The 13,096-nt window shown below is 46.5% G+C and carries 11 protein-coding genes; 3 read left to right on the forward strand and 8 right to left on the reverse strand.

Annotation, left to right across the window (positions count from 1 at the left end):
* The first annotated feature begins 95 nt into the window (after positions 1–95).
* Both C2756_RS02050 and C2756_RS02055 read left to right on the forward strand, forming a co-directional pair.
* On the forward strand, positions 96–1,010 hold the full coding sequence (locus C2756_RS02050) for a 2-dehydropantoate 2-reductase (RefSeq protein ID WP_215319723.1): 915 nt from the start codon (positions 96–98) through the stop codon (positions 1,008–1,010).
* A gap of 100 nt (positions 1,011–1,110) precedes the next feature.
* Positions 1,111–1,650, forward strand: coding sequence for a hypothetical protein (locus tag C2756_RS02055; protein WP_215296399.1), 540 nt, complete (start codon positions 1,111–1,113; stop codon positions 1,648–1,650).
* 73 nt (positions 1,651–1,723) lie between these two features.
* Here C2756_RS02055 and C2756_RS02060 read toward each other — a convergent pair whose 3' ends face one another.
* The 3 genes from C2756_RS02060 to C2756_RS02070 all read right to left on the reverse strand — a co-directional run bounded on the left by C2756_RS02060 (position 1,724) and on the right by C2756_RS02070 (position 5,507).
* A complete protein-coding gene (locus tag C2756_RS02060; protein ID WP_215319724.1) occupies positions 1,724–3,604 on the reverse strand; it encodes a TRAP transporter large permease subunit in 1,881 nt (626 codons plus the stop codon).
* A complete protein-coding gene (locus tag C2756_RS02065) occupies positions 3,597–4,265 on the reverse strand; it encodes a TRAP transporter small permease subunit (protein ID WP_215319725.1) in 669 nt (222 codons plus the stop codon). The genes C2756_RS02060 and C2756_RS02065 overlap by 8 nt, the downstream gene beginning before the upstream one ends.
* A gap of 126 nt (positions 4,266–4,391) precedes the next feature.
* Positions 4,392–5,507 (reverse strand): TRAP transporter substrate-binding protein, encoded by a 1,116-nt coding sequence (locus C2756_RS02070; RefSeq protein WP_215319726.1) that lies wholly within the window; start codon positions 5,505–5,507, stop codon positions 4,392–4,394.
* Positions 5,508–5,741: 234 nt separating this feature from the next.
* Here C2756_RS02070 and C2756_RS02075 point away from each other — a divergent pair, with 234 nt between their 5' ends.
* Positions 5,742–6,728, forward strand: coding sequence for a D-glycerate dehydrogenase (locus tag C2756_RS02075; protein ID WP_215319727.1), 987 nt, complete (start codon positions 5,742–5,744; stop codon positions 6,726–6,728).
* A gap of 87 nt (positions 6,729–6,815) precedes the next feature.
* On the opposite strand, the gene C2756_RS02080 is transcribed toward C2756_RS02075, so the two are convergent.
* From C2756_RS02080 to C2756_RS02100, 5 genes are all read right to left on the reverse strand, one after another.
* Positions 6,816–7,109 (reverse strand): hypothetical protein, encoded by a 294-nt coding sequence (locus C2756_RS02080; RefSeq protein ID WP_215296404.1) that lies wholly within the window; start codon positions 7,107–7,109, stop codon positions 6,816–6,818.
* Positions 7,110–7,121: 12 nt separating this feature from the next.
* On the reverse strand, positions 7,122–8,435 hold the full coding sequence (glp, locus tag C2756_RS02085) for a gephyrin-like molybdotransferase Glp (protein WP_215319728.1): 1,314 nt from the start codon (positions 8,433–8,435) through the stop codon (positions 7,122–7,124).
* A complete protein-coding gene (gene mobA / locus C2756_RS02090; protein WP_215319729.1) occupies positions 8,432–9,037 on the reverse strand; it encodes a molybdenum cofactor guanylyltransferase MobA in 606 nt (201 codons plus the stop codon). Before mobA ends, glp begins: the two co-directional genes overlap by 4 nt.
* Positions 9,037–10,173, reverse strand: a complete 1,137-nt coding sequence (moaA, locus tag C2756_RS02095; RefSeq protein WP_215319730.1) for a GTP 3',8-cyclase MoaA — start codon at positions 10,171–10,173, stop codon at positions 9,037–9,039. The genes mobA and moaA overlap by 1 nt, the downstream gene beginning before the upstream one ends.
* 94 nt (positions 10,174–10,267) lie before the next feature.
* Positions 10,268–12,913, reverse strand: coding sequence for an Rne/Rng family ribonuclease (locus C2756_RS02100; protein ID WP_215319731.1), 2,646 nt, complete (start codon positions 12,911–12,913; stop codon positions 10,268–10,270).
* Positions 12,914–13,096: the final 183 nt, after the last annotated feature.

The raw sequence follows: 13,096 nt of genomic DNA on the forward strand, positions 1-13,096 counted from the left end.
AAATGAGCCATTTTTAGCGCTTATGACCCTTTTGGTAGCTTTGCAAAATGAGGACTATCCTAGGGGCTGAAAATTGAGTAAAAAGAGCATCTATTATGAAAATACTGATTGTTGGGGCAGGTGGAATCGGGGGCTTTTTTGGGGCCAAATTGCAGCAGTCAGGCGCAGACATCACTTATTTATTACGTGAGCAGCGCCAGCAACTGATTCAAGCCCAGGGGCTGACTATCGAGACTCCGAAGGGCAGCTTTACGGTCCACCCTAAAACGGTCTTAGCCGCCCAGTTGGAGCCTATTTACGACTTCATCATTTTGGCCTGCAAAGCCTTTGATTTGGATGATTCGTTAAAGTCGATTGCCAAAGCAAGCTCTCAAGGAGTGATCCTACCTTTTTTAAACGGGTTCACGCACCTTGAGGTTTTGGACCGTCAGTTCGGCAAAGAGCGGGTGATGGGTGGGGTAGCCCATATCGCTGCAACCATTTCTGAATCAGGCTCAGTAAAACAGCTAACCGAATTGGGTTCATTCACAATAGGCCCGAGAACACCACAACAAGTCGCACTGAGTCAGGAACTCTTTTCACTGTGCAAAAAAACCGATTTCGATGCTTTCTATCATGAGAATATTGAGCAAACTTTGTGGGATAAATGGGTGTTCTTGGCAACCTTAGCAGGCATGACAACCATCTGTCGCGGCTCTATTGGCGAAATTGCCGCAACCCCTTATGGCAAAGATCTCAGCAAGCGAATGTTTGCAGAATGCTGTGCTATCGCCAGAAGTGAAAGTCACCCCATTGCCGAGAAGACTCAATTGAGCTCTCAAGAAATTCTGACAAAAGAAGGCTCACCTTTTACTGCTTCGATGCTGAGAGACTTGCTGGCAGGCAAGAAAAATGAACACCAACATATCTTGGGTGATTTGATTGGCTTTGCTAATCAGGGATCTATAGACTGCCCGCTATTAAAAATTGCCTTTACCCATATGGCGGTCGAGAGTAAGAGTGAAGTCTAAGCAAGGGCTTTCCCTAGGGCTTTGGTTTTCAGAAGATAAACCTCAATTGATTACACTTTAGGCATTCACACGAATAAAACCTGTCAAGAAAGAATGGACTATGGAAGAGTATCGGCTACAGATCGATAAAACAGCAAAACCGTTATTGATTATCGATTACACCTTCGGGAGTGATCGCAGTTTGGAGTTAATGAAATCTACTAACTTACCAACTGCTCTGCAAAATGCTAAGGTAAAAACGGAGTTTGATTTGGCGCATGCCTGGAGCGACTTTGCCCGTAAGTATTTACAGAAAACAAAAGAGATCGCGGCAACCCCTATTTGCTGGCAAGGTCATTACGATCAGTTGGGCCGCGTGATGCTTGAAATGATGCGCTTAAGCAGAGATAAGCAAGAGATGGACGATAAAGAGGGTGTTTACGAAATGATCCCCAATCTTGAAGAGATTCCCTTTGTCAGTAAACCCTCTCGTCTTGAGGACAAGATGTTTTGCCGTATTTGGCTTTCCTTAATTCGCCATCCAGCCTTTATTGAGATGGAGTTAGATGAGGATGAGCTGGCAGCATTCAATTACTGGCAAGGTTTATTTACTCTGGCTTTGGGTAAGACGAATAGTGAGTTGCTAAAACAGGCTGCCTAGTTCATCTCGATAGTCGACATAAAAAAGCGCTCCGTGAAGAGCGCTTTTTCTTTTAGTAAAACAACCTAGCCTATCAACCTCCGTAGAGGAACTTCGGCAACCATAATGTCATGCCTGGCCAGATGTACATGAAGACCATACAGGCAATCACGATGAACATATAAGGCATCATGCCTGCAAAAATCTGGTTAAGCGTAACGCTTGGCGGTGATACACCTTTGAGATAGAAGGCAGACATCGCCACCGGTGGTGACAAGAACGCTGCTTGCAGGTTCACGAATACCAAGGTGCCCCACAGAAGTGGATCGATGTTGAAGTGAGTCAACAAAGGCAGGAAGATTGGCACGAAAATCACAATAATTTCAGTCCACTCTAAAGGCCATCCCAAGAAGAAGATGATCGCTTGCGAGAGCAGCATGAACTGAATTGGTGTGAGGTCTAACTTCAGGACCCATTGCTCAATGATCGATTGACCACCCAAAATGGTAAACACAGCTGAGAAGAGTGCTGAGCCTACGAACAACCAGCACACCATCGAGGTTGTTTTCGCTGTCAAAAATACTGCCTGCTTGGTGCGCTCAAAATCTAAGGTGCCAGCATGAAGTGCCAGAATGAAAGCGCCTAATGCACCCACCGCCGCAGACTCAGTAGCAGTAGTAATACCGAGCAAGATCACGGCTAACACCAAGAGCGTAAGAACACCCAATGGCATCACCGACTCAATCAGTAGCTTCAGAATTTCAAACTGTTCTTCATCTAACTTGATGTAGTAGTAAACCAACAAGAGCCCAAAGAGTACGCATGTCAAACCAAAGTACAGTCCAAAGTTTTCTGGCGGACCATTATCAGCTTCCGCTACTACTCCAGCTTCAATTGGGTCATCTCCAGAGGCTGCATCTAAGGCAACTAAAGGCGCATCTTCCTCAACTTCTTTAGATTTAGTTTTGTTAGAGGTAGCATCGATAGCCACTAAAGCTTCCTCGACTGGCTCGGCAGCAGCAGTGGGAGCGGCTTTAGCAACCTGCGTTGCTACTGGAACATTTTGTGCATCTTTTTCAGCTTGCTGATGAATAATGACATACCACCATACGCCCCACATAGTGACTGCTATCAAAAAGAATGGAGTTAATGCTGCCAAGACATTCTTAATAATCTGCTTGATAGTGAGTCTTGCCTCAGCTGGTGCGTTGAGTAACTTAGCAGGAGAAAATAAAGCTTTAAATGAGGCAAGCAACATATTTTTTGAGTAGTGCTCACCTAAAAAGCGAATAGGTGCAGGCACTGGCACGATCAATTGCTCAGGGGGAAGCTTAGGCGCAACCTTCGGATTAATTAAAGCCCAGCCAATGATGTAGACCAAGTATAAGAATGCGAGGAAGAAGCCTGGCACCATTGCAGCAGCATAGAGCTTAACCACAGATTGGCCTGCAACAGCGGCATAAACAATGATCATGACCGAAGGCGGGATCAAAATACCCAAGGTTCCGCCGGCAGTAATAACGCCAGCAGCCAGGCGCGTATCGTAGCCAGCATTCATCATCGGCTTCATGGCGATCACGCCCATGAGAACCACTACCGCACCAACGAGACCGCTTGCGATACCCCAGAAGGTACAAACAATCAGAGTAGCTACGGCTAATGAGGCAGGTACACGACGGAATGCGAGCTGGATACTGTAGAACATCTTATCTACTAGCGCTCCTCGTTCCATCACATATCCCATTAATACAAAGAGCGGAATGGAGAGGAGGACATCGTTCGTCATACCCCCAAAAGTTCTTTGCACCATGAGAGTAAACACTTTGTTTGCAGCCCAGCTTTGTGAGGGATCATAAAACGCTGCAAAACCAAACATCATTCCTAAGCCCATCAGGGTAAAGGCGGTTGGGAAGCCCAGCATGATTACAACAATAATCAAGCCGAGCATGGCTAAGCCAAGAATTGGATCACTCATGATTTATCTCTTTAGTTTGACCAATGCGATGGTGTGCTGCTTCATCGATGGATTTGGCATTTTTAATTGCGAGTTGACGGGCATCGTCATCAACGTGAGTTGATGAAGCTAATTGCTGCTCAATCACATCAATCTCTTCAGCATCTTTGAGACGTTCAGGCCACACCCCAGTTTTGAGACAAACAATGCAACGTAGAATCTCAACAAAACCTTGCAGCATCACAAAGGCACCCGCAATTGGAATGATGGTTTTAAATGGATAGAGGGGCGGACCATTGGCAATTTGGGTAGTGTGCTCACCGATACGCCATGATTCTGCAGCATAGGTATAACCGGCATAAATCAAAGCGGCGATTCCTGGCAGGAAGAAGGTGATATATAGGATTAAATCTAATGTAGCTTGGGTGCGTGGTTTCATTGACCCGTAAAGGAAGTCACCGCGAACGTGACCATTTTGTGCCAAAGTATAGGCGCCACAAATCATAAATAAGGTGCCATAAGCCATGACAGATAACTCACCAATCCATGCGGAAGGGGAGTTAAGTGCATAGCGTCTGACGACGTCTGTAAAAACCATCAGCATTAGTAGAACAACAAGCCAAGCAGCAGCTTTACCTACAAAGGTGCTGATTTCGTCTACTGTTAGCATGAATTTATCCATAACTACTCTCCTAAGACAACGAACTATTTCTCTAGGGAAATATAAAAAAACCGGACGGGGATGCCGTCCGGTCAAGATGCGCATTAGGGCACATTATTACATAAGCCCAGAGGGCTTTGAAGGGGTTTAGGCCTTGAAATAATGGTCGTAAGCAATCTTCATATCCACATTCACCAGCAAATCCCAGCGAACTGCACGTTGAGCAAAGGCTTTTTGTGAATCAAGCACTTTCTTGAACATTGGGATTTCAGCAGCTTTTTTCGCAATAATCTTGTCCCAAGCATTCAACTGGGCTACCAAAATAGACTTCGGTGTAGCGTAGAACTTGACCTTGTCTTTTGTTTGGAGTTCAGCAAAGTCTTTGGAGTAGCGATCGATCGCTTTCCATGACATATCCTGAGAGGCTGCTTGAGTACCATAAGTCAGAATGGCCTGAAGATCTGCAGGCAAGGAGTTAAATTTCTTCTTATTGAAGATAATTTCAAACTGCTCTGAAGACTGGTGGAAGCTTTGCAGCATACAGATTTTAGATACGTCTGGGAAGCCAAGTAAGCGGTCTGAAGAAGCATTATTAAACTCAGCTGCATCTAATACACCACGATCCATTGCTGGAATAATATCGCCGCCAGGTAAAGCTTGAACGGATGCGCCCATGTCTGTGAAGATCTCAATAGAGAGGCCAACGGTACGGTACTTCAAGCCCTTCAAGTCCTCTACTTTTGCAATTGGCTTTTTAAACCAACCTAGTGGCTGTGTTGGCATCGGGCCATAAGGGAATGAAACTACATCGAGCTTAAGGTCGTTATAAATCTCATTGAGTAATTGCTGACCACCACCATATTGGTTCCAGGCTAGAACGGTATTAGCATCCATACCAAAAGCAGGGCCTGATCCCCATAGTGCTAGTGCTGGGCTTTTGCCATACCAGTATGCCAAAACGCCATGACCGCCATCTAATGTTCCGCTAGAGACAGCATCCAACATATCAAATGCTTTAACTACTGAACCCGCAGGTAGCACTTCAATTTTGAGGCGGCCACCTGACATTGCATTCACTTTAGTAGCGTAGTCATTGGCGTACTCATGGAAAATATCTTTTGCTGGCCAGGTAGATTGAAAGCGCAAGTTCACAGTTTGCGCAGAAGAAATCATTGGGAAAGCCATTGCAGCTGCGCCGGCACTGCCAACGGCTGCGTTCTTTAAGAACTTACGACGTGGGCTGTTGTTGGTTGTTTCAGACATCTGTATCTCCTATGGTTGTTGCTTTTAATAAATTACGGCTGAGTAAAACAAAATCTTACTAAGATTAATCGAATTCGCTAGCTAGGGGGTTGAGGGTTTCCCCTTGTTGCTCAGGGTTTTTATTGTGCATTGCAATAATAAAACCCTGAGCTGAGATTGCGAGGGTCATGGCACTACCCTAGGTAAACTACCGCTGATGCAAAAAGCAATTGATCGATTAATAAAAGGGTATTCATGAGCAATAAACCAAAAGTTTTAGTAGCGAGAGCAATATTTCCGGATTTACTGGCAAAGTTAGAGGAATCCTTTGAGGTTCGCTCCAACCAGGCAGATCAAGTACTCACGCCAGAAGAGCTCCAGAAAGAACTCGAGAGTGTTGCTGGTGCATTAGTGACTGGAAGTGAGCGTATTGATGCTGCGGCTTTGGCTCACGCCAAAAATTTGAAGATCGTTGCCAATATCTCCGTTGGCTATAACAATTTTGATGTGCCGGCAATTACTGCGGCGGGCGTAATGGCTACTAATACGCCTGATGTGTTGACCGATACCACTGCTGATTTTGGTTTTGCCTTATTGATGGCAACCGCCAGACGGATTACTGAATCTGAACATTGGGTGCGCGGAGGCCATTGGGATAAATGGTCGATTGTGCATAACCCTTTGGGTATGGATTTGCATCACAGCACGATCGGCATTATTGGAATGGGTCGAATTGGCCAGGGGATTGCCAAGCGCGCACTCGGTTTTGGGATGAAGGTCATCTATCACAATCGCAATCGTTTATCTGAGGTTGACGAAAAAGCCTGCGACGCGAGCTATGTGTCTAAAGAGGAATTACTGCGTACTGCCGATCACGTTGTTTTGGTTTTACCTTACACGCCAGAGAATCACCACACTATCGGTACGAAAGAAATTGCACTCATGAAACCCACTGCGACCCTTGTCAATATTGCCCGGGGTGGAATTGTGGATGATATGGCTTTAGCTCAAGCACTCAAAGACAAAAAGATTTTTGCTGCAGGCTTAGATGTTTTCGAAGGTGAGCCGAAGGTCAATCCTGAGTTATTGAAATTAAGTAACGTAGTGTTAGCTCCACACATTGCGAGTGCAACTGAAAAAACCCGTAGAGCAATGATCGATTTGGCGGTTGAGAATTTGCGTGTAGCACTCGCTGGTAAGAAACCACCTAGCCTAATTAATACCGAGGTATTTAAGGGGTAGTTAGGAAAGATGTTCTTAAAGAGCAATAAGTAGAAAGTAAAAAAGCCGAGAAATTCTCGGCTTTTTATTTGAGTATGCTGATCTCAATTACTCTGCGTCAACCTCTTCTGGAAGATCGCGCAAAGCTAATTCAATACCACCAAATTTTCCAGCCACCCAATTGTAGACTTTGCAGGCAATCCAAAGCAAACCAAATCCAAGAAGTGCATTGAGAATCAAGGCAGATAGCACGGTAAATCCAGGAATCGCGCCATCACGAATGAAGGCTACAAATAAAGCTAATAAGACGATGGGCACAGAGAAGCATAAGTAAACTAAGACCAAAGTTTTAGCGGTATGAGTTGGATCTAGGAAGACAAGTTCTTTTTTGGTTAGTTTCATGATGACGCAATCTTAAAGCAGTCCATCGAAAAGCGCTATATCAACCCAGTCACCCGCAGCAATATTTCCTTGGTCGTGATCAAGGATGACAAAGCAGTTTGCCTCACTCATGGAGCGCAAAATTCCTGCCCCTTGGCTACCCGTCAGCCTCACGCTGGGTTTGCCTTCAGCATTGCGCCCCAAGATGGCGCGTTGAAATTCTGTGCGACCGGGTTTTTTACGAATGGCTGTTTCAGTCACGGCTTGCACTAGTGGCGGTTCAGTTTGACTGGCGCCATTGAGTTGCAAGAGGGCGCTTCGAACAAATTGATAGAAGGTCACCATCACCGCCACTGGGTTGCCTGGAAGGCCAAAGAAGAGGGTCTTGCGGGCGCTAGATGTTCCAGGGACGGGCTTGAGGATTCCGAAAGCCATGGGGCGACCAGGGCGCATCGCAATTTTCCAGAAACCAACGTCTCCCAACTCTTGCATGATTTGTTTAGTGAAGTCAGCCTCACCAACGGATACGCCACCAGAAGAAATCAATACATCCGCCTTAGCAGCTGCCTCAATGAAGGCTTGCTTGAGCGATGCTGGGTCATCACGCACAATGCCACAGTCGATGATGTCTAGATCTAGGCGATTAAGTAAACCGGTAAGACTATAGCGATTACTGTCATAAATACTGCCGGCAGTGAGAGACTCTCCTAAGGAGCGTAGCTCGTCACCTGAAGACAAAATAGCCACCTTTAATTTGCGTCGTACTTTAAGGGTGGCAATACCCAGCGATGCTGCTAAACCTAAATCGGAGGGGCGCAATAATCGACCAGCAGCAATAGCTGCTTTACCTTTTTGTAAATCTTCTCCACGTAAGCGACGGTTCTCGCCTGCCTTGAGTTGATCTGATTTGAAACTGATAGATTCATGATTGCTGGTGGTGAACTCTTGGGGTATCACGGTGTCACAAGCAGCGGGCATCACCGCACCAGTCATGATCTTGAGACATTCGCCAGATTTGATTTGACCCTCATAGGGCTTGCCTGCTAAGGCTGTTCCTGCAACACGCAAGCTAATTTCATCAGCGTTTGTTTTCAGACATTGGCCATTAAATGCATAACCATCCATTGCAGAGTTATCTGCGGCGGGTACATCGATTGGCGATAGTAAATCTTCTGCAAGAATCCGATTAATCGCGTGGTCTAGTGAAACCGTTTCGATGTCAGTAGGATGATGCATGGTTTGAGATTCTTGAAGCAACTCACTGACTAAATCAGCGATAGCCTTGCGTGCCTCATCAACGTGCAGTGATGAAGTTAGCAAAATAGGGCTATTGGGCGAGTGCTTCATGCAGACGCTGCTTCTAAGGATTGCAATTCTTCCGGTGTGTTGATATTGGCAAATGCTCGGGCATCGTCAAAAATCACAGTGCTACTTTTTAATTCTTTAAACCAGCGATCAATTTTGAGATCACCTTTCTGTAGAAAAGCATCTAATAAATCTTGTAAGTCAGTACGCATCAGGCAGAAAACAGGCTGCGCCCAGACTTTGCCATCTGCCTCTTGACTAGAGGCGTAGACCAATTGATAGTCACCCCGCTCTAATTCAGCAGCAAGTTTTGTAGCGAGATCAGTTGGTAGTAGCGGTGAATCACATGGGCTAGTCATGAGATAAGGTGTTGTGCAAGCCTTCAATCCAACCGAGAAACCCGCTAACGGTCCTGAGAAATCAGGCGTTTCATCCATGATGACGGGGTAGCCATAGCCAGCGTATTTGGTGATATTTCGATTGGCATTAATCAGCATTGAGCCCACTTGTGGCTTGAGTCTGGTGAGTGTCGCTTCGATCAAGGGCTTTTGATGAAAAGGAATCAGGCCTTTATCGATACCCCCCATGCGCTGAGCACGGCCACCCGCCAGAATCAGTCCAGTAATGTGTTCTGTCAGAATCATTAGCCACCGATATAAGACATTTCAACCTTGCGATTGCCAGTCGATGGGTTGGCGGTATGCGAGCCTCGAATTTCGGAGTAATGATCATCACGCGCAGACCAGGTATTCATAATGGCATTGGCGATTTCTAAATCACTTTTTCCAGAACGTAATAAGGTTTTGAAATCAAATCCTTCATTGGCAAAAAGACAAAGATACATTTGGCCATCGGTAGAGATACGGGCACGAGTGCAGTCATGACAGAAGGTTTGCGTCACACTAGAGATCACACCGATCTCACCAGAGCCATCGGCATAACGCCAGCGCTGCGCAACTTCTCCGGTGTAATTCGCCTCAATAGCTTCCAGAGGAAATACTTCATGAATACGAGCGATCACTTCTTTAGAGGGAAGCACTTCGGCCATATTCCATCCATTCGAGCTGCCCACATCCATAAATTCAATAAAGCGCAGAATGATGCCGCTACCTTTGAAGTGTTTGGCCATGGCAACGATCTCATGATCATTCGTTCCCTTTTTCACAACCATATTGACTTTAATGTTCTCAAAGCCAGCTTCTTGGGCGGCGTTAATGCCATCCAACACATCAGCCACTGGAAAATCAACATCGTTCATCTTTTTAAAGATCGCGTCATCCAAGCCATCAAGACTTACCGTAAGTCTTTGTAGTCCAGCGACTTTGAGAACCGCAGCCTTCTTATGTAGGATGCTGCCGTTTGTTGTGAGGGTGAGATCTAAAGGCTTGCCCGCAGGAGTGCGCACGGCTGCCAACATCTCAATGAGTACTTCTAAATTCTTGCGCAACAATGGCTCACCGCCAGTCAAGCGAATTTTCTCAACTCCAAGAGTTGAGAAAATGGTGGTGAGGCGCGTAATTTCTTCAAAGCTTAATAACTCTTGATGCGCTAAGTAAGGATAGTGTTGATCGAATACTTCCTTTGGCATGCAATACGTGCAGCGGAAGTTACAGCGATCAGTGACAGAGATGCGTAGATCACGCAAAGTACGGCCACGAGTATCTTGAGTGCGATCATGGGGCGCCAGTAATTCCCCGCCAATAGAGGGCGTCAGGCCTTTGCCTTCATCAATGCGAATAGGAATGACTTTGGACGTTGCGGGGATTACTTTTTCAACCATATGCTGAATTATGGCTGTGAAACGGGGTTTCTGCCAAACCGCCCAATATCCTTTTGGGATACGAGGCAGTCTGGAGAAAAAGTTTTAGTAAGTCTTAAACCGTTTTTTTTTGGCCACCGGTTTCAACTAAGACCATGGGGCCATCGGGCAGGGTTGCAGCTGGTTTAGGTGTTCTGCCTAAGTTATCCGCAACGGGTTCTGCCTGAATCTGGTTTTGTGCTTCAGCATGCTTAGAGGAATCAGTACCCACCCAAATCATGCCGGCAGATTCCACCACGCTGTGCAAAGGAGTTTCTTCAAGTGCCTGGAAAGCAACTTTAGGAAGCTCTGGTACAGGTTTAGCAATCACCTCAACAGTAGAAACTGCCGCCACCATTGCAACCGGTGCTGCAGCTGGAGTAGTAGCTGTGTTTTGAGCTGGACGATTTGATTGACGTGGAGGGCGTGGCGCTCTCTCAGCTCTTTCTTGTTTTTCCGCAGCGGGCTTTGCATTACCGAAACTATTGGCAAGATTCTGAATCGGCATAGATGCGGATGCACCAGCCATACCTACAGGAGGCCCACTAAATGGACTTGCTGAAGGCGCTACAGAAACTGCATCACCATTCTCAGTGCGCTCATCGCGTTCACCACGTTCATTTCTACCACGACCACGACCACGACGATTGCGACCACGACCACGACGCTCTTCACCTTCAGCACTTGGTGCAGCTTCGCTACCAGGACTAGCTTCAGTTGCAGGGGTTATTGCAGCCGGGTTTGCTTGACGCTCAGGTTTTGGGCCGTTTTGATTACGGTTGCCATTACGATTATTACGATTGCTGTTACGGTTGTTATTACCTTCAGTAGCTGCACCATCAGCAGCATTGGCTACTGGACGCTCAGCACGTTCACCGTTGCGATCATTGCGTTCGCCACGACGATTGCGGCCACGATTACGATCGCCACCATTACCGCCATTACCATTGCGACCTTGATTACGACCTCGGTTGTTACTTGGCGCTGATTTCTCTTCAGTTACTGGAGAAGAAGAGAAGAGTTTCTTGATAAAGCCAAAGAAGCCGCCAGAACTCTCAGCCGATGCTGTTTCAGTTCGCGCTGGACGCGGCTGACTCATAGGCGCAGGTTGTGTTGGTGTAATGCCTTTGACTGCTGCTTCTGGGCGAACCTTGACTTCAGCATCTTTGCGACTCACTGTCGTGTCAGTCTCTAATTCGCGAGCAGCCTCTTCAGCCATCACGTAGCTTGCTTTTTGATCGTCTAAACGAGGATCGTCATGACGCAAACGCTCTAACTTGTAATGCGGTGTTTCTAAATGCTTGTTCGGAACCATCAAGACATTAACTTTGAAGCGAGTTTCAATCTTGATGACTTCAGCCCGTTTTTCATTCAAGAGGAAAGCAGCCACTTCGACTGGAACCTGTGTATGAATCGCTGCTGTGTTCTCTTTCATTGCCTCTTCTTGAATGATGCGCAGAACTTGCAATGCAGATGATTCGGTATCGCGGATGTGACCAGTGCCATTACAACGTGGGCAGGTGACATGGCTACCTTCAGAGAGAGCAGGGCGCAAACGTTGGCGTGACATTTCCATCAAACCAAACTTAGAGATCTTGCCCATTTGAACGCGTGCACGGTCATGACGCAAAGCATCGCGCAGGCGATTTTCAACATCTTTTTGAGCCTTGCTCGATTCCATATCAATGAAGTCGATCACGATCAAACCACCCAAGTCACGTAAACGGGCTTGACGAGCGATTTCATCGGCCGCTTCTAAGTTGGTACGGGTTGCAGTCTCTTCAATATCTGAGCCACGGGTAGCGCGTGCAGAGTTCACGTCTACAGAAACTAAAGCTTCCGTGTGATCGATTACGATCGCACCACCAGATGGCAATGGCACGGTACGTGAGTATGCAGTTTCAATTTGGTGCTCAATTTGGAAGCGAGAGAACAGCGGCACATCATCTTGATAGCGCTTTACTCGCGGCAAATTGTCTGGCATCACGACAGACATAAATGCTGCAGCTTGTTCATAGATATCATCGGTATCGATGAGAATTTCGCCGATATCTGGCTGGAAGTAATCGCGGATTGCGCGAATCACTAAGCTAGATTCGAGGTAAATCAATAATGGAGCTGAGTTGCCTTTGGCAGCTTCATCAATCGCTTTCCACAACTGCATGAGGTAACTTAGGTCCCATTGCAATTCGGTAGCGTCGCGACCAATGCCTGCAGTACGAGCAATGATGCTCATGCCATCAGGTACCTCTAATTGAGACATCGCTTCACGAAGTTCTTGACGGTCTTCACCCTCAATACGACGGGAGACACCACCTCCACGAGGATTATTTGGCATTAATACCAAATAACGACCTGCTAGGGAGATAAAGGAAGTGAGGGCGGCGCCTTTTTGGCCGCGCTCTTCTTTTTCTACCTGAACAATGATTTCTTGACCTTCGCGCAGGGCATCCTTAATGGAAGCATTGCGAACATCAATACCTTCTTTGAAATAGGCTCTGGCAACTTCTTTAAAAGGCAAGAAGCCATGACGCTCTTCACCGTAGTTCACAAAGCAAGCTTCTAGGGAAGGCTCAATACGGGTAATAACACCTTTGTAGATATTGCCTTTGCGTTGTTCGCGACCGGCAGCTTCGATATCAATATCAATGAGTTTTTGACCATCGACGATGGCAACTCGCAACTCTTCTTGTTGAGTTGCATTAAATAACATGCGTTTCATAACACTCTCCTATGGGGGAGGGTGAAGTAAGCGCGCTGCGTTAGGGGACAAGTTAGATGCCGCAAAGGACTGAGCCTAAGGCGGTATATAAGTGTGGTTCATGCAACTCTAGGCACTTTTTGCCTAGTTCACCCAGTTAACTGTTGGTTAATTTGGTGCCACACTTGACGATCGCCGCAGAGA

It is taken from the genome of Polynucleobacter sp. UB-Siik-W21 (assembly GCF_018687415.1).
Lineage (GTDB): Bacteria > Pseudomonadota > Gammaproteobacteria > Burkholderiales > Burkholderiaceae > Polynucleobacter.